At 40.1% G+C, this 19,425-nt stretch carries 13 protein-coding genes; 10 read left to right on the top strand and 3 right to left on the bottom strand.

Going from position 1 to position 19,425, the window contains the following annotated elements; translation table 11 throughout:
* The first annotated feature begins 578 nt into the window (after window positions 1-578).
* The 9 genes from AC57BQ_RS10095 (at window position 579) to AC57BQ_RS10055 (ending at window position 15,272) form a co-directional block, all read left to right on the top strand.
* Window positions 579-1,754 (top strand): aldose epimerase family protein, encoded by a 1,176-nt coding sequence (locus AC57BQ_RS10095; RefSeq protein WP_496406156.1) that lies wholly within the window; start codon window positions 579-581, stop codon window positions 1,752-1,754.
* Window positions 1,755-1,793: 39 nt separating this feature from the next.
* A complete protein-coding gene (locus AC57BQ_RS10090) occupies window positions 1,794-3,776 on the top strand; it encodes an alpha-L-arabinofuranosidase family protein (protein WP_496406155.1) in 1,983 nt (660 codons plus the stop codon).
* A gap of 10 nt (window positions 3,777-3,786) precedes the next feature.
* The gene (locus AC57BQ_RS10085; RefSeq protein WP_496406154.1) at window positions 3,787-4,803 is read left to right on the top strand and encodes a family 43 glycosylhydrolase; all 1,017 of its coding nucleotides are present in this window, start codon (window positions 3,787-3,789) and stop codon (window positions 4,801-4,803) included.
* 7 nt (window positions 4,804-4,810) lie between these two features.
* On the top strand, window positions 4,811-5,800 hold the full coding sequence (locus AC57BQ_RS10080) for a glycoside hydrolase family 43 protein (RefSeq protein ID WP_496406153.1): 990 nt from the start codon (window positions 4,811-4,813) through the stop codon (window positions 5,798-5,800).
* Window positions 5,801-6,028: 228 nt separating this feature from the next.
* The gene (locus AC57BQ_RS10075) at window positions 6,029-6,613 is read left to right on the top strand and encodes an RNA polymerase sigma factor (protein ID WP_496406152.1); all 585 of its coding nucleotides are present in this window, start codon (window positions 6,029-6,031) and stop codon (window positions 6,611-6,613) included.
* 100 nt (window positions 6,614-6,713) lie between these two features.
* Window positions 6,714-7,886: a FecR family protein gene (locus AC57BQ_RS10070; protein WP_496406151.1), complete on the top strand. Its 1,173-nt coding sequence runs from the start codon at window positions 6,714-6,716 to the stop codon at window positions 7,884-7,886.
* A gap of 260 nt (window positions 7,887-8,146) precedes the next feature.
* Window positions 8,147-11,470 carry a TonB-dependent receptor gene (locus AC57BQ_RS10065; RefSeq protein WP_496406150.1) on the top strand — a complete coding sequence of 1,108 codons (3,324 nt, stop codon included), beginning with the start codon at window positions 8,147-8,149 and terminating at the stop codon, window positions 11,468-11,470.
* Window positions 11,471-11,480: 10 nt separating this feature from the next.
* A complete protein-coding gene (locus tag AC57BQ_RS10060) occupies window positions 11,481-13,160 on the top strand; it encodes a RagB/SusD family nutrient uptake outer membrane protein (RefSeq protein ID WP_496406149.1) in 1,680 nt (559 codons plus the stop codon).
* A gap of 108 nt (window positions 13,161-13,268) precedes the next feature.
* On the top strand, window positions 13,269-15,272 hold the full coding sequence (locus AC57BQ_RS10055; RefSeq protein WP_496406148.1) for an FAD-dependent oxidoreductase: 2,004 nt from the start codon (window positions 13,269-13,271) through the stop codon (window positions 15,270-15,272).
* 493 nt (window positions 15,273-15,765) lie between these two features.
* Here AC57BQ_RS10055 and AC57BQ_RS10050 read toward each other — a convergent pair whose 3' ends face one another.
* The 3 genes from AC57BQ_RS10050 to AC57BQ_RS10040 all read right to left on the bottom strand — a co-directional run bounded on the left by AC57BQ_RS10050 (window position 15,766) and on the right by AC57BQ_RS10040 (window position 18,140).
* A complete protein-coding gene (locus AC57BQ_RS10050; protein ID WP_496406147.1) occupies window positions 15,766-16,875 on the bottom strand; it encodes an FAD-dependent monooxygenase in 1,110 nt (369 codons plus the stop codon).
* Window positions 16,876-16,952: 77 nt separating this feature from the next.
* A complete protein-coding gene (locus AC57BQ_RS10045) occupies window positions 16,953-17,810 on the bottom strand; it encodes a helix-turn-helix domain-containing protein (RefSeq protein WP_496406146.1) in 858 nt (285 codons plus the stop codon).
* Between the two features lie 39 nt (window positions 17,811-17,849).
* The gene (locus AC57BQ_RS10040) at window positions 17,850-18,140 is read right to left on the bottom strand and encodes a PQQ-dependent sugar dehydrogenase (protein ID WP_496406145.1); all 291 of its coding nucleotides are present in this window, start codon (window positions 18,138-18,140) and stop codon (window positions 17,850-17,852) included.
* Window positions 18,141-18,450: 310 nt separating this feature from the next.
* On the opposite strand from AC57BQ_RS10040, the gene AC57BQ_RS10035 reads away from it, so the two are divergent.
* Entirely contained in the window at window positions 18,451-19,332 is an 882-nt protein-coding gene (locus AC57BQ_RS10035; protein ID WP_496406144.1) for an AraC family transcriptional regulator, read from the top strand.
* The last annotated feature ends 93 nt before the right edge of the window (window positions 19,333-19,425 follow it).

The raw sequence follows: 19,425 nt of genomic DNA, 5'->3' as shown, positions 1-19,425 counted from the left end.
TTAAAAGCAGTCGTAATGTTTTATGACAACTTTAATTAGCTATACATGTCATATTTTTATAAGGCCCTTTATCATTTGATACCTGGGCCTTTATTTAAGCTCTTCTTTTTTAGAGAAGGGGTGATTAGGTTCCCAACCAGATATTAAATAAATGTTCAAATTACACTAATTTTATTGAGTTTGCATAGGGGTTGGGTAGATTATCACCGTTACCTGATATGCATTTTTTAAAAGAATTAAATTGATATATTTTAGAACAAATTATAAAAAAAGAGTAAAAATTTCTTTTTATAAAAAAATAAGTGTTCTTTTAACAATCAATTGTAATTTATGAGCAAAAAACAATTTAATGATCGGTATAGATTATGAATCAGATTCTGCTCGTTTCGTTATTATGAATGCCTTTTGTGCTTGATAAAATCATGTTTAAGATTGAACCATCAACCTTGGCCTTTATTTTATTATAGTAACACTACTACTGATTGTCGTGCTTTAACCGAAATTCTGGCAATAGGAGTAAATGCGCATTAAAAGATATTGATAATCAGTTAAACCAATTTTAAGCAAGCAACCAGATTATGAAAAGAAACCAGAATTTTTTATTAATGATAAGCTGCACTATGGTGCTGTTTAATGCATGTAAGAGTAAACCAACTGCAAACAATACAGCTGCACAAGATACAACTACATCAGCAGAACAAAAATTGCCAGATTCTACCAGTTTTAATGCTGATGTCCAGGGGAAAAAAGTGGGCCTGTTCACTCTAACAAATAAAAACAATACCACCGTTTTGATCACCAACTATGGCGGCAGGCTGGTTAGCCTTGTTGTATCGGACAAAAGCGGTAAACCTACTGATGTAATTTTAGGGTACGACTCTTTAAAGGGTTATCAGAAACCAAAAGAGCCATTTTTTGGGGCCATTATTGGCCGTTACGGCAACCGTATTGCTAAAGGTAAATTCAGTTTGGATGGTAAAACCTATCAGTTGGATATCAACGACGGTGTAAATACCTTGCATGGCGGTTTTAATGGATTTTATTCTAAAGTGTTTTCGGCTAAACAGCCAAACGCACAGGAACTAGAACTTACCTACCAATCCAAAGATGGCGAAGGCGGTTACCCAGGCAACCTGTCGGTTACGGTATTGTATACCCTGAGTGATGACAACGCACTTAAAATTGAATACAAAGCTACTACAGATAAAAAAACCATCGTTAATTTAACCAATCACGCTTACTTTAACTTAAACGGGGCTGGCAGCAAAACCATTTTAGATAACCAGGTTCAGATCAATGCTGATGCGTTTTTGCCTGTTGATACCACACTGATCCCTACTGGTAAATTACAATCGGTTAAAGGGACACCATTTGATTTTACCAAATTTAAAGCTATAGGTACAGATATTGAAGCAACTGATGAGCAATTGAAAAATGGCAAGGGGTATGATCATAATTTTGTATTGAACCATCATGATATCAATACACCGGTAGCCATTGTTAGCAGTGCTGCAACCGGGATTATGATGGAGGTTTTTACCGAGGAGCCAGGGCTGCAATTTTACTCGGGCAACTTTTTAACTGGTGCAACCAATGACGGAAAAGGTGGCAAGGCGTATGGTCCCCGTTCAGCTTTTTGTATGGAAACCCAGCATTTTCCGGATGCGCCAAATCAGCCTGCTTTTGCATCAACTGTTTTAAAGCCAGGTGAAACATATCATACCATCACCACCTATAAATTCTCCAATAAATAATGATGTACAGGTATTTTATAAGAACTATAAAGTAAACCGATGAAAATTAAAAATGCTTTTTTAATGATCTGTGCTGTTACAGGAATTTTTACTGTTGCACATGGTCAATCAAAAAATACAAATTATACAATAGCCGCCAACCAAGTAAAGGCTAAAATACAGCCAACCATGTACGGAATATTCTTTGAGGATATCAACATGGCTGCGGATGGCGGGGTATATGCTGAACTGGTAAAAAACCGTTCGTTTGAATTTGCCGAACCCTTGGCCGCGTGGACGGAGCAGAAAAAAGATGGAGGTGAGGGTACTATTGAAGTAATTAACCGGAGTACCGAAAGACCCGAGAATTCGCATATTATCAAGGTAAATATGAAATCAGAGGTAGGTTACTATGGCTTATCAAACGAAGGTTTCCGAGGGATGGGTATTAAGAAGGGTGAAGAATATAGTTTTTCATTATACGCAAAACAGGAATCTGAAAACGACGTAAAACTATCCATCGAACTGCATGGTACTGATGGAGCAATTATTGGCAATGCCGAACTGGTACCAACCGACAAGGAATGGAAACGGTACAGTGTGAAATTTAAAGCTACGGCCACTGTACAAAAAGCACAGTTATATGTGTGGCTGAGTGGCAAGGGAATTATAGATATGGATATGATATCCTTGTTCCCTGAGCATACCTGGAAAAACCGTCCCGGTGGTTTACGTGCCGACCTGGTACAAAAACTGGCCGATCTGAAACCAGGATTTTTACGTTTCCCCGGCGGCTGTATTGTGGAAGGCCGGGAGTTGAACAACCGTTATCAATGGAAAAAAAGTATTGGCGATATTGATAAACGCGAAACTATCATTAATCGCTGGAACACTGAATTTAAGCACCGCCTAACGCCTGATTATTACCAAACCTTTGGCCTGGGCTTTATGGAATATTTTTTAACAGCCGAAGATATTGGCGCTTCGCCATTACCTATATTAAATTGTGGTATGGCCTGCCAGTTTAATACTGCCGAAATGGTTGCGGTGAAAGATCTTGATCCATATCTGCAGGATGCATTGGATCTGATTGAGTTTGCCAATGGCGATGCCAGTACCAAATGGGGTAAATTGCGTACTGATCTTGGTCATCCCGCGCCTTTTAATCTTAAAATGCTGGGTGTAGGCAACGAGCAATGGGGCGAACAATATATTGAACGTTGGAAAGTTTTCACCAAAGTTATTAAAGCCAAATATCCTGATATAAAAATTATATCAGCCCTGGGGCCTTTCCCCAAAGGGCCGGAGTTTGACCTTTTAAATAAAACCTTTCGTAGTTTAAATGCTGATATTTTAGATGAGCATTATTACGCATCGCCCAAATGGTTCCTGGATAATGCCAAACGCTATGATAATTATGACCGAAAAGGACCGAAGATATTCGCTGGTGAATATGCTGCCCAGAGTGTAAGAACAGGTAGTCCGGAGAACAAAAATACCTGGGAATGTGCACTGGCCGAGGCGGCTTTCATGACCGGTCTGGAGCGTAATGCCGATGTGGTTAACATGGCTTCTTATGCCCCTTTATTTGCCCATGTGGAGGGCTGGCAGTGGACACCAGACCTTATTTGGTTTGATAACCTGAATTCGTACGGAACACCTAACTATTATGTGCAGCAGCTATTCTCCCTAAATAAAGGAACGGATGTTGTACCGCTTTTGCTAAATAATGAGGCAGTAGCCGGGCAGGATGGTTGTTATGCAACCGCGGGTCTTGACAAAAACACCAACGAACTGATCATTAAGTTTGTTAACAGCGGCGCTACAGCCCAAAATGTAAGCTTTTCTATTAATGGGGCAAAAGGATATCAAAAGGAGGCTAAGTTAATCACCTTAAGGAGCGATAAAAAAGATGCGGAAAATTCATTGACAAATCCGCAGGCAATAAGTCCTGTTCAAGGTATCGTTAAGGTTGATGGGAAGGTGCTTAAGTTGAATGCAGAGCCTTATTCCTTTAATATAGTAAGATTGAAAAATAAATAGCAGCAGTGCATTGAAAAATATTTTCATAGCCGCCGCTTTATTATTCCTGAGTCTTCATTTGCAGGCTCAGGAATTAATGACTGGTATATCAGTACATGATCCAGTAATGATAAAGCAGGATAGCCTGTATTATATTTTTTGTACCGGGAGGGGCATAGCCATGTGGTCGTCTGCAGACAGGATGCATTGGAAAGCCGAAAAACCAATTTTTGAAAACGCACCCCAATGGGCGATTGATACTATTCCGGGTTTTAAAAACCATATCTGGGCACCTGATATTTCTTATTATAATGGGCTGTATTATCTGTTTTATTCGGTATCGGCTTTTGGTAAAAATACCTCGGCCATTGGGCTAACAACCAATACCACTTTGCATACTGATGATCCATCGTATAAATGGGTTGATCACGGCAAGATCATCCAATCTATCCCCGGCAAAACCAACTGGAATGCTATTGATCCTAATTTAATTACAGATAAGGATGGTACGCCTTACATGGTATTCGGCTCATTTTGGGATGGGTTGAAGCTGGTTAAGCTAAATAGAGACAGATTAAGTATTGCAGAAGATATCAGCCATATACCTACTATCGCTACCCGCCGGAAGCATGTGTCAGAAAGTCTACCCCCGGTTGATGGTAATCCAGCTGATGCAGGGGGCAATGCTATCGAAGCCCCCTTTATTTTTAAACATGATAAATACTTTTACATGTTTGCCTCGATCGACTATTGTTGCAAGGGACCAAAAAGTACCTATAAAATGATCGTCGGTCGCTCCAAAAGTTTAAGGGGGCCATACCTGGATGGGGATGGGTTAGACATGAATAAAGGTGGCGGCTCTGTCTTGTTGGCAGGAGATAAAAATTGGTACGGCGTAGGGCATAATGGAGTGAGCACCTTTGATGGTGGGGATTATATCATCTTCCACGGTTATGATGCCGCCGATAGGGGTATATCAAAATTAAGAATTGAAAAACTGAAATGGGAAAACGGATGGCCTGTTGTGGCATTAGTTCCCAGTAAATAAAAATCAGATGAAAAAAGTAAAAGTAACAGGTGTATTGTTTGCTTTATTAGCCGGGAGTTTTATAACGCCTGCCAAAGCAGCCTTTATAAAGCCAGATACGCTTATCCACTCTACCGGAAACCCAATAATCAGGCATAAGTTTACTGCTGATCCGGCTGCTATGGTCTATAAGGATAAGGTTTACCTGTACACCGGACATGATGAAGCCCCAACCGGTAAAAACGGATATGTGATGCATAACTGGACCTGCTTTTCGTCAACAGATATGGTGAACTGGACAGAACACCCGTCGCCGTTAAATGTTAAATATTTTGCCTGGGCCAAGGCCGATGCCTGGGCTTCGCAAGTGATTGAGCGTAATGGTAAATTTTATTGGTATGTAGCTGTTGAACATGCAACTATTCCGGGCAAAGCCATAGGAGTAGCCGTAGCTGACAGCCCAACCGGGCCATTTAAGGATGCCCGTGGATCTGCATTAGTCACCAATGATATGACTAAAGCCATAAAACATTCATGGGATGATATTGACCCAACGGTTATTATTGATAAAGACGGGCAAGCCTACCTGTTTTGGGGCAACGGTATTTGCTATTATGCCAAGCTCAAAAGCAATATGACTGAGCTTGATGGCCCTATAAGCACCATTACTTTACCGCATTATACCGAAGCTCCGTGGGTACACCAGCGTAATGGTTGGTACTACTTGTCATATGCCTATGAGTTCCCCGAGAAAATAGCCTATGCCATGAGCAGGAGCATTAATGGCCCATGGATTTATAAAGGGATTATCAATGAATTGGCCGGCAACTCCAACACCAATCACCAGGCTATTATTGATTTTAAGGGCAAAACCTATTTTATATATCATAATGGCGCTTTAGCTGCCGATGCAGGCAGTTTCCACCGATCGGTTTGCATTGACTATTTATATTACAACACCGATGGTAGTATTAAAAGGGTAATCATGACCAGTGAAGGGATTAAAGCAGTTAAGTGATAATACAGAAGGACACTCTTCTGAAGTAAAAATATGCCCATCAGCTGCTTCTATGTAGATTAATTATATAGCAAAGTACATAAGTTTGCATTTTGGATTAAACTGGTTGTGAGCTGCCTAATGAAAAGAAAGTTCCTGGACTTTGCATAGCCTCCAGTTATATCCGTACAGGTAATTAATTTAATGAAAAATATGATAACTTTAATTTAGTAATAAATTAATCCATTAATGCCCGACTCCCTTAGTGAAATAGAATTGGTTAAACTTGTATCGACAGGGAATGAGCGCGCTTTCAGGCATTTATATATTACTTATCATCAATTATTGCGTACCCATGTTTACCGTTTAACAGAATCGAGTGAATTGGCCGATGAAATTGTACAGGATGTATTTTTAAAAATATGGAATAACCGTGAAATTTTAGCAGGGATAAATAATTTCAAAGGGTATCTTTTTATACTTTCAAAAAACTATACCATTGATTTTTTACGAAAACATATCAGGCAGACCATATTACATCAAAAGTGGGAGAGCGAAGAGGGCCAAACATTCAAGGAAGAGGATTTAGATGGTAGTGTTAATAATTATTATGGATTGTTAGACGAAGCCATTGATCAACTTCCTCCCCAGCAGAAAAAAGTTTATCTCCTTAGCCGCCATGAACATTTGAAATATGTGGAAATAGCCGGTCAGCTGGGAATTTCAAGAGAAACAGTTAAAACATATTTGCAGTTGGCCACAGCTGCCATAACCTTATATGTTAAAAAAAAGGTCAATTTTATTGTGCTCCTGCTTTTTTTAATAAAAAAATAATTTCAGTACCCCCTTTTGCTCGCCGGTCTGCGTCTTGTATATAAGAAAGTTAAAAACCAATTAACATATACCTGACTTCTTCTTTATTTTTTGAATCATAATGAAAGCCAACAAAGAAAGAGTTTCTTATTTGTTTAATCGTTTTTATGAAAAAACGATTACTGATAATGAAAAGAAAGAACTGTTCCTGTTGCTGAATAAATTCAGTGACGAAGAGTTGTCGGAGTTAATGGCTCAGGCTTTTAACAAATTGGATAAGGATGCCCTTGTTCCAGATGATATCAAGGCTAATGAAGAGTTAAATAAGATCCTGAAGAGTAAATCACCCGCGGGGGGCGTCATATATTTATGGAGTAAAATTGCCATTGCCGCCTCTTTTATATTGTTTTTAAGCTTTGGAATCTATTTCTATTTAAATAAAAGCGTAAGAACCGTTCCTCAAACAGCTAAAAATACGGTGCCGGCAGATGTTCGTCCGGGTACAAACAAGGCGGTACTTACCTTAGGTAATGGTTCCACTATCATATTGGATACCGCCAACGATGGTGTTTTAGCTAACCAGGGTGATATGGTAGTTCATAAAACAAAGGCTGGTCAAATCATCTACTCTGCAAAATCTGACAATCCTGACAGAGCTGATACTGAAATAAATAAAATCACAACACCGCGGGGTGGGCAATATCAGGTCGTATTACCCGATGGGAGCAAGGCCTGGTTAAATGCTTCTTCTTCTATTAGTTTTCCGGTGGCATTTAGTCCAAATAAGAGAGAGGTGGATATTTCAGGTGAGGTTTATTTTGAGGTTTCTAAAATGCATATCCCTTTTATAGTTAAATATGACAAGGGGCTTGTTCAGGTTCTGGGAACCCATTTTAACATTATGGCTTACCATAATGAAGCTGCTAACGAAGTAACCTTGCTGGAGGGATCGGTAAAAGTACTTAGCGGACATGCGAATAATATATTAAAACCAGGCCAGCAGGCACAGTTAGCAGATGCTGGTGATATAAAGATTGCCGATAATGTTGATGTTAATGCAGTAACCGCCTGGAAAAGCGGCGTGTTTCTCTTTAAAAACACGGAAATTGAAGCGGTAATGCGACAAATTTCAAGATGGTATGATGTAGATGTAAAATATGAGGGAAAAATGCCTCATGTGCAGATCACAGGTAAAATATCACGAAATGTAAATGCCTCCGAAATTTTAAGTATGCTAAGCTATACCGGCATACATTTTAAAATAGAAGAGAAAAATATCATTATAACACAGTAATATGATCAACCAGATGGGATGGTGGCATGATACTAATACCAAAAATTTTCAACCATTTATTCACTTAAATTAACCAACTATGAAGAAGATATACTAACCCACCCCAAACATTACCAAGGTAATGTATTCAAAGTATGTAAATTCTTGTAAATAAAGAAACCGGGAAGCGTTTGCCCACATTCCCGGTTGGTGCTGAGTTTACAATTATAAACCAATCGTGAAAATTGATAGCTAACCCTTAAACCCAACATTTCAAAGGTATGAAATTTATTAATAAGGCATTGTTGCCGGCCCGGCCGCAACTTGCCAAAACTATATTGGCTATGAAGTTAATTGCCATTATTATGTTTACCGTACTTACTCAGGTAAGTGCATCCAGTTTTAGTCAAACCATAACGCTTCGGGAAAATAAAGTTTCTATTGAAAAAGTTTTACAGTTAATAGAAAACCAAAGCGGGTATTATTTTTTATACAACAGTAAGGATATTCCTCAAAATGAAAGAATTAGTGTAGTGGTAACCAATGCATCTATTGAGGAAGTTTTAAAGCAATGTTTTAAAGATCAACCCCTCACCTATAAGATCATCAGGCAAACCATTGTTTTAAAACGAAAGAATGCTGAAGAAAATCAAGCCCCGCTTCCGGCTCCTGCAATTAAGATAAGCGGTACCGTAACTGATGAAAAGGGAGGACTACCGGGAGTAAGTGTCAAATTGAAAGGCTCCACTATTGGCACTGTTACCGATGTAACAGGTAAGTATTCGCTAACCCTTTCTGACAACAATGGAACGCTTGTTTTTACCAGTATTGGTTATATAATGCAGGAAGTTGCTGTTAACGGACAAACTACGATTGATGTTCAACTAAAACCCGAATCAAAGGGATTGAATGAAGTAGTGGTAGTGGGCTATGGAACGCAAAAGAAAGTGAACCTTACAGGTGCTGTTTCGTCTGTTTCAGGAGATGATCTTAAAATAAGGCCGGTAGGGCAAACCTCCGCATCCTTACAGGGTGTGGCGCCAGGAGTTACTGTAACCCAAAGTTCAGGAAGACCCGGAGGGGATGCCGGCACGATCCGGATCAGGGGCGTTGGAACAATAGAAACAACTGGAAAAACTGCTGATCCTTTAGTCTTAATTGATGGGATAGAGGGTTCGATGAATAACATTGACCCCAATTTGATTGAATCAGTATCTATATTAAAAGATGCAGCTTCGGCATCTATTTACGGTTCCAGAGCGGCAAACGGTGTTATTTTGGTAACAACCAAACGTGGCGGGAAACAAATAGGTATAAGCTATAATAGTTATGCTGGCTGGCAAAAACCAACCAATATGCCAAAGACTGTAAATGCGCTGGATCACATGCTGCTGCTGAATGAAGCTTATGTTAATGTAGGGAGAACTCAACTTTATTCTGATGATTTGATTCAACAATATCGGGCTCAGAATGGTGGAAGTACCGATCAATATCCAAATACAGATTGGCAAAAAGAAGTGTTAATTGGTTCCGGTTTCCAGCAAAGCCAATTTTTAACCGTAAACGGGGGTTCAGAAAAAGTTCGCTTGCTTACTTCAGTAGGCTACTTTAATCAAAAAGGAATTATTGAGAACTCTGATTTTAAACGTTATACCATACGTAATAATACTGATGTTACTTTTTCAAAGAAATTTAGCGCAAAATTCGATCTTCAAATAATTAACGCTGTAACTAAGGAACCTGGAGTTGGTTCTGGAAACATCTTTAACTATATAAATGGTATTCCGGCCAACCAATTAGGTGTTAATTCAAATGGTAGTTGGGGCGTAGGCTGGAATGGCCTTAATCCTATTGCCCAAACTAAGGATGGTGGTACAAATAAGACCACAGCCCCCTTTGCCACTTTAAATGCAACCCTTCTTTACAGCCCGGTTGAATGGCTAAAAGCCGAAGTTAATGTTGGCCCCAAATATGCAGAATCTATCGGAAAGAACTTTAATAAAGCTATTCAAACCTACCTTCCGGATGGTACACCCAGTTTTAAAACCCCGGCTTTAACAACGCTTACTGAAAGTAGCAGCCGGTCTTTTTATAATACGCTGAGGGCTATGCTTACCTTCAATAAAACATTCGGAGCACATGATCTGAAGATGCTTTTAGGCGCCTCGCAAGAAGATTATCATAATGATTATACAAGCGCCTATCGCGATACTTATATATTGCCCGATTACCCGGTTATCAATGCGGGTTCTACTGCAAATCAGCAAACAGCAGGTACATCCGAGGCATGGGCCTTACGTTCTTACTTCGGAAGGATAAACTATGATTATAAGCAAAAGTATTTAATTGAGGTAAATGGTCGTTATGACGGGTCTTCCCGCTTTGCTAAAGGCCATAAGTATGCTTTCTTTCCTTCGGTTTCTGCTGGCTGGCGCATATCACAGGAGAGTTTTATGGAGCCCCTAAAAAATACAATTGATGAACTGAAGCTCAGGCTTTCCTGGGGCCGCTTAGGAAATCAGAATATCGGAACTTATCCCTCTGTAACAGCTGTTGTTTTAGGAACATCTGTTTTTGGGAAACAAGTTGTAAATACGGCTTCCCTTAATAGTTTAGCCAATAGCGATATCACTTGGGAAAGCACAGAAATGTCTGACATTGGTATTGATATGACTTTGTTCTCCCATTTAACGATAACTGCTGACTATTACACCAGAAAAACAAGCAATATTTTACTCCTTTTGGATATTCCATTAATTATAGGATTAAATGCTCCGTTTCAAAATGCGGGAGTAGTTAAGAATAAAGGATGGGAGTTAGGTATTGGGTATAAAGGGAATATAAACGCTTTTAAATACAGTGTTAATTTAAACCTTTCTGATGTTCAAAATAAGGTGATCGATATGCATGGGATAAGTTTACCTGGCCTTACTGTAAACAGGGAAGGTTATGCTGTTAATTCTATTTACGGATATCAGGCAGAGGGCTATTTTAAGGATGCCGCAGACGTTGCAGGTCATGCCACGCAGTTTGGTACGGTTGCAGCCGGGGATATCAAATACAAGGATCAAAACAACGACGGAATAATAAACGAAAAAGATAAAGTTGTGCTGGGAAGTACCATTCCCCGGTACACTTATGCATCAAACATTACTGGTTCATTTAAGGGGTTTGATATCAGTATCTTTTTGCAAGGTGTAGGGAAGGCTAACGGATACTTATATGGGCCTGGTATAATGCCGTTTAGCACGGGGCAGTTTGGTGGAACTATCCTTGAACAAAATAAAGACCGCTGGACCCCGGATAATCCCAATGCTAAATTTCCGCGTCTTGCTTTCGGCGGATCGAACAATGAACAAAACTCAAGCTTTTGGATGAAAGATGCCTCTTATCTGCGATTAAAAAATCTGCAGGTAGGTTATACTTTTCCAGTATCCTTAACCAGTAAAATAGGTGTCAGGAGCATGCGCATGTTTGTCAATGGTTCTAATCTTTTTACTTCGGATAATTTCTGGAAGGGTTACGATGTGGAATCGCCTGTTGGTACGGTTAATTCATATCCTCAGGTAAAAGTTTACAGCTTTGGTTTAAATGTTAATTTTTAAGACTTAAAAGATGAAAAAGAATATAAAACTGAGGATACTGGTAATTTGCCTCATCCTCATTACTTCGGCATGCAGCAAAGGTTATTTAGATAAATCTCCATTGTCAGGGCCATCTGATCAAAACTTTTTTACCAATCAGGATGAACTGATTTTAGCTGTAAACGGAATTTACCCAACTTTAAAGATCAATTTCGATGTTAATATGCCTATTGTTACCTCGCTTGACGAGGCTACCGATATTGGTTGGAACCGGAATGTGGATGGCCTGCAATCATTAGGCCAGGGAAATCAGGATAGCAATAACGCCTACACACAAACAATATGGACCCAGTTCTATACCTCCATAGGAAGATGTAATTTTATATTAGACAATGTTGCTAAGGTAAAGGATAAAACCACACCGGCTATATATACCAGGTCAATTGCCGAGGCACGTTTTGTACGAGCCTATGCTTATCAGAATTTAATAGAACTTTTTGGCGGGGTGCCATTGGTTACAACCATGTTGTCTATAAACAATGCACAGCTTCCCAGAAGTTCAAAAGCGGATGTATTAACATTTGTGCTCAACGAGTTGGATGCTGCAGCTAATGATCTTCCGGTAAGTTACGGTGCAAGTGATGCAGGGCGTGCAACAAAAGGTGCGGCCTTGGCCATAAAGGCCAGAGCGGCATTATATAATGGCCAATGGGATGTTGCTATAATGGCAGCCAAGGCTGTAATGGATCTGAACACTTATAGCCTCCATAATAATTTTGCCGATTTATTTACTTATAACGGTCAAACTTCAAAGGAGATCATCCTTGCTTTACAATACCTGAAATCTGCCGCGATAACGCAATCTACCGCTAAAAGCTACTTATCGCGAAACGGCTTGGGTTACTCCAATAAGCTACCATCACAATCTTTAGTAGATGCTTTTGAATGTACCGATGGCCTAACTATTGATAAGTCGCCGCTTTATAACCCTGCTAAACCTTTTGCTAACCGCGACCCCAGGCTTGGCTTTACCATTGCCTTACCCGGGTCTGTTTTTTACAATTATCAATTTGAGACACATAAAGACAGCCTTCAATGCTGGAATTATAATACATCGCCGGCAACAAGAGTGCCCAACCAGGAAGCTATAAATGCTTTTGCTACTGCAACGGGGTATTGCTGGCGTAAGTACGTAGATTTAACAGACAAAGCCGATCCAGCAAATTCAGAATTAAATGTCATACTGGTACGATATGCTGAGGTGCTGCTGATATATGCCGAGGCCAAAATAGAAAAAGGAGAAATTGATCAGTCTGTTTATGATGCTATCAACAGCATCAGGCAGCGTTCAGGTGTAAATATGCCGGCAATTCAACCTGGCCAATCCCAGGCCCAACTTCGTTCCGTTGTTCGCAAAGAACGTTTGTATGAATTTGCAACAGAAGGCTTCCGGCTTTTTGATATACGGCGATGGAAAATTGCAGACCAGGTAATGAAGGGCCCTCTTTATGGAAGGATACCGCGAGGGCTGTTAGCCAATGCCCCTTCAATTGATGCTAACGGAATTGCAAATTATAGTAATGTGCCCAATAAGGCAGATATGCGGGTGGTTGAGGTCAGGAATTTTAATGCTAATAGGGATTACCTTTGGCCAATCCCTAATATTGAAACGGTAACTGACCCCGCAATTGTTCAAAACCCGGGTTATTAGATATAGGACATTATTGAAAAATTACTAAACCTAAATTACTGTCACCTAAGACCTGCTTCTACTGGCGGCAGGTCTTTTTCTGAAATTGAAACGTTTAAATAAACAATTATGAAAAACATTAAAGCGATCATCCTGGCAATATTAATAGTCCGTTTTGTTGCTGTATTACCTGCTAATGCACAAAACAGCAAAGTAATCAGTGCTGATATTTGTGTATATGGAGGAACTTCCGCAGGTGTAATTGCTGCTTACACGGCAAAAAAAATGGGAAAAACAGTGATCTTGATTGAACCGGGAAAACATTTGGGAGGCATGAGCTCGGGAGGCCTTGGTTATACAGATATTGGGAATAAATATGTAGTGACCGGTTTAGCGAGAGATTTTTACCGCCGTATAGGCACGCATTATGGAAAATTTGAACAATGGATATTTGAGCCCAAGGTAGCTGAAGATATTTTTAATGACTATGTAAAACGAGCCCACTTTTCTGTTTTGTTTGGGAACAGGCTTATCAAAGTAAAAAAAGATGGGAATCAGCTCAAAGAAATTACCTTGGAGAATAGCTATAGGCCATCGGTTGCTACCAATAAAACCATCCGTGCTAAAGTATTTATTGATTGTACTTATGAGGGGGATCTGATGGCTTGTTCGGGTGTTTCTTATGCGGTAGGGCGGGAGGCTAACAGTCAGTATGATGAAACTATAAACGGGGTTGAATTGTTGGATCAACACCAGTTTCTGGATGGTGTTGATCCCTATAAAGTACCGGGCGACCCTAAAAGTGGTTTGTTGTGGGGTATAAGTAAGGAAGTATTACAAGCAAATGGTGCCGGGGATAAAAAAGTACAGGCTTACAATTTTCGCATTACGTTAACCAATGTGCCAGAGAACCGGATCCCAATTTCAAGGCCCGCAAATTATGATCCTCAGAAGTATGAGTTACTTATCCGTTTAAAAGAGAAACAACCCTGGAAAACAATTTTTGATGTTTTTATTATCAGTAAGATGCCTAACGGTAAAACGGACATTAATAACAGGGAAGGTTTCTCGACTGATATGATCGGGATGAACTGGGAATATCCCGAGGCTGATTATAATACAAGAGCCAAAATATGGAAGGAACATGAAGATTATACCAAAGGCTTCCTTTATTTTATTGGAAATGATAGCCGCATACCCGAGAACATCAGGAACGAAATGAAGCAATGGGGTTATCCCAAAGATGAATATACGGATAGCGGTAACTGGACAACTCAGCTTTATATCAGGGAGGCCCGCAGAATGATCGGAGAACTGGTGATGACCCAGCATCACTGCCAGGGAAAAGAAGTGGTTGATGATGGTGTAGGGATGGCCGCATATGGCATGGATTCACATAATTGCGAAAGATTGGTAGTGAACGGGATGGTGAAAAATGAAGGTGATGTTCAGGTACATGGGTTTGCGCCTTATGCTGTTTCATACCGGGCTATAATCCCCAAACAAAAAGAAGCCGCTAATTTGTTTGTGCCGGTATGTTTGTCTGCAACCCATATAGCGTACGGTTCCATTCGTATGGAGCCGGTATTCATGGTGTTAGGCCAATCTTCGGCCGTAGCCGCCTGCCAGGCAATTGATAAAAAAATAGCGGTTCAACAGGTTAGTGTCAAGGAAATACAGGGTATACTCAAGAATAATCCCCTTGCCGATGAAAGCACTCCGGAGGTGTTGGTTGATAACGAGGATAGTCAAATAACAGGTGACTGGAAAATTGAAAAGTCCGGAGGCTATGGCCCAACCTATCTTATTGATGATTCCAAAGGAGAAACAGCTAAATCAGTCAAATTTATTCCGCAAATTTTAAAAAATGGTGCATACCAGGTTTATGCCTATTTTCCTAAAGTTAAGGATCCTTCCTCAAAAACATATATCACCATACACGACGGAGAAAAGACAACAGAAAAGGTAATTAATCAAGCTGATTTGAGGGTAGAAGGACAAACATCAGGAGAATGGCTTTCATTAGGGCTATATAATTTATCGCAGGAAAAGAAAGCTTATGTAGAGATCTCCAATAAAAATGCCGATGGCGTAATTGTGGCCGATGCGGTGCTTTTTGTGCCTGTGCGGTGATTTTAGGGTGTGATGACAATTTGAATTAATAACAGCTTTGATATTATCAGGGTATCAATTTAATGATAACCTATTGAATACCCCATCATAAAAAAGCCTCGTAAATTAATTTACGAGGCTTTATATTTTGATGCGGAGAGCTAGGGTTTGGAACTTTTATATATAACTATCTGTTAAATAGTTTGTTATAAATTGTAAAAATCCCATTGCCACGATTTTGCCACGATATTGAAAATACAGCAAAAACGAACAAAATCACCCGCTATTCCGATCTATATCATCAGCTATCAACTGCTTTGGTTTAAATAATCCCAAGCCCCTATAACTGTAAATCGTTTTCTTAGTATAAAGATAAGAAGATTTCGATATTTTTCTTATTGTTTTTTATTGGCTGTTATGGCGATATTGAAGAACATGAGAATCTGCCTGAAACTTATTTTAAGCACCTGGAAGGCCATTTTATGAATATCTGCTTTTTCAGGCTTTGATTCCTTTAAAAGTTATAACCCTCTTTATTTCGTTTAATAACCGCTTCTTCAGTTTTGGGGATAAGTACATCAAGGCCAAAATCTACGACCTCTGATTGTATCTGCTCGATAAAAGGGCGTAAGCTGCTGTTGTAATCCTGAAAAGCCACCTCATAATTTCCGTTATACTTTCCGAAGGAATCAGCCAGTGCGGCCGCACCATCAATTGCTAATGAACCGCCCCGGCCTGCGGCAGGTGAAGGGCAGTAACCTGCGTCACCAACCAGCGCAACACGGCCCGTTGTCCAGGACGGCATTTTCATCTGGCAAAGTTTATCAAAGTAAAAGGAATTGGATCGGCTAACCTCTTCCAGCAATTCCTGGCAGCGCCAACCGGAATTTTTATATTGTTCGGTGATCATATTACGCATCTGCGCTTCGTTCCGGTAATCGTACGGTACTTCATTTTCGGAATGATAAGCAAAGCAAATATCTGTTTTCCCATTATAGGCGTTCAGCATGACCGTCTTCCCGACCTCGCTGTATAGCTGGGTGGTATTTTCCGGAATGAGCAGTTTATCGACGATAGTGATGGAAAAATAGGCCTGCAGAAAAAGGGAAAATTCCTTTTCCGGGCCAAACCACAGGTTGCGTACAACGGAATGGATACCGTCGCAACCGAACACCAGATTAAAAGGCCTGGTCGCACTCTTTTTAAAGGTGACCTGCATTTGCCCATCATTTTCACTTAACCCGGTGATGGTCTCGCCATAAATGATCTCAACCTTATCCCTGATCGATTCATGCATCAATTCAAGTATGAAATCTCTTTCTACCTCATATTCTTCCTGTTCACGGTGCTCGTGAAATTCTGTAAGCTGGGTAACATCTTTTGAATTCTTGAACTCCACTTTTTCCATACGGAGTCTGTTGGTGTAGATCTTTTCAAACAGCCCCATGTTATGCAGCACGTGGATGGTCTTTCCTAATATATTCACCGGGGTGCCGCCTTTTTTTAAAGCCGGCGCAATTTCTACGATAGTTACCTGGTAACCGAACTTGTTCATCCAGTACGCTGTTGAAAGCCCGGCAAAGCTGGCACCGGATATCATTACGTTTTTATAATCTGTTCCCATTTCAATTAGATTTTTGTTGATGCAAAGGAACGGTGAAGGAAATTCACTAAATAGGCATATACAGCGATAAACTTGGACTAATCGAGGTTTCTCTTTCTGAAGGTAACAGGTGACATACCGGCAACCTTGGTAAACAACCTGGAAAAATAAGGGTAATCGTCGTAGCCCAACGATGCGGCTATCACTTTTAACGACTGCCTGGAATGGTAAAGCTGGCGCTTGGCTTCCAAAATAACCCGTTCTTGGATGTGCCATGATACCGGTTTCCCGGTTGCGTTTTTGACGCATTCGTTGAGATAGGGAATGGAGATATGTAGGGCTTCCGCGTAATCGGCCGGGCGTTTTTTCTCGGCAAAACTCAGCGCCAGGTGCTGCCGGAAAGTCCTGGTGATCTGTTCCTGCCTGCTCTGTTGTTCGGATGGGCCGGTGTTTTCGTAGAAAATTGAGATCACGAGTGCAACGAGTGCATTTCCCTGCTCATTCAGTAATGAATGATACAGCGGCGCATTTTTTCTTTGCCAGAATTTCATCAATAAAGAAGCGGTCTCCGAAAGCAAATTAAACCGCTCTTCATCAAGTGATAAAGGGACGGCAGGGGCAATCTCTTCGAGCAGCTTTAAGAGATCAGGATCAAGGTGCTCATTATCCAAAGCCCAGGCATAAACGGTGACCCTGTTGTAATCAATGATCCGGTGTACCTGGTCGGGATGCATATAGATCAGCGCAGGAGAATGGATGTCATATACCTTAAAATCAATTTCCATCCTGACTGTCCCCAGTTCCAGCAGAAAAAAAGAATGCCGGTCGTGCCGTTCAGGCTGTTCCCAATCACCCAAAGGCGGCAAAGTTTCAAAAGAAACCCGGTCAATAGTAATACCCTCACCAGGTTCGCTACCGAAACTATTAACAGGGATTTTACCGGATTTTTTAGGCATATTTTGCTCTTTCTAGGCAAAGATAGGCAATCAAACACATTATTCTCTATCGGTAGGGGGGATCGCTTTCAAGAATTCCGATCCAATTGATATAGAGACGTATAAATAGCCATCAGGGCCAAATTTGACACAACCGCCATTATGATTTGATTCCGGTTCCTCAATAGTCAATATGATGCGCCCACTATTAGGGTCAACCGTAGCTGAACCGGCTGTTAGTTTGTTTTCGGCTACTACACCGGTATGATCCGATTTTTCGGCGGATGGTCTGCTGTAAAATACATAGAATTTTCTATTGGTCTTAAATTTGGGATGTAGGGCGATACTCAAAAGCCCCCTTTCTGTTGGAATCGCATTTTCTTGCATTTACGACGCACGCTCGAAGTTGGCAGAGCGTGATTTAAAAGATGCCGCAACGCAATTGAGATATTTAATAAGGAATCAGAAAAAACGTACACACCGTTTTTTCTGATTTTTAGATCGAATTTCTTCTAAAGTTTCTATCACCATTCATATTTCTTACTAAACCTCATAAATATGTGAATTTGACATAATTTTTTGTGAAAACGTGCCAATTAATTTCAGGCATTAATCCATTATTTGACTTCTCAACAGGTGTCGATTAATGACTGTTTTATTCATGAACAATTACTATAAATATTTGCCGGGTTCATCAGATGATATAGACTGTGGATTGCAAATCCTAAATGCGGGATATTATGAATCAGCGGCTAACGTTAGTTATCCAGACAAAAACCATCCATCGCATCATTATTATAATTGGGACAAGGGTAGGGTCTTACAGGATTATCAAATGATCTATTATATATCTGGTGGTAATGGCGTTTATAATTCTCAACGTACCGGGAACCTCATTATTCAACCGGGTTCGGTGATTTTGATATTTCCGGGAGAAACGCACAGGTTCCGCCCGGATATTAAAACCGGTTGGAAAGAGTATTGGGTAGGATTTAACGGCTCGGTAATTAATAACCTTATTTCAAAGGACTTTTTCAGCCCGGACAATCCTGTGATTAAAATAGGGTATAATGAAACCATTTTAAATCTTTACAAGCAGATCATTGATGCTGCCAGAAATAAAGACCCAGGCTATCAACCCATGATATGCGGAGCTACCATGTATATTTTAGGGCAGCTTCATGCATATGCCAAACACAATTTATATGCCGCGGGGGATGAACAAAGTATCGTAAATCATGCCTGTATGATGATCAGGTCAAATATTAAAAATGACATATCCCCCCAGTATATAGCAGACGAGCTAAAAATAAGTTATTCGAGATTTAGAAAAATATTTAAAGAATATACCGGAATTGCACCTGTGCAATACCAGATCCAATTGAAGATCGAATGGGCTAAGGAGTTATTGGTCATCAATACAAAGTCCATCAAAGAAATATCTTACGAAATGAACTTTGAATCCTGTAATTATTTTTCAGCGCTATTCAAGGAAAAGACCGGTCTTTCACCAATTGAGTTCCGAAGGTTAATGACAAAGTAATTATGCTTTTAAATTGACCAATAATATAAAGATTGAACGCGCATTTGTTAAAATCAAAAAGCATACTTAATATATCAAAAACCATAATTGCTT

Source organism: Mucilaginibacter sp. BGA-UO-ETr-C110 (genome assembly GCF_059567985.1).
Note: the sequence above shows the minus strand (reverse complement) of the source record. Positions and strands in the feature narration are given on the sequence as shown.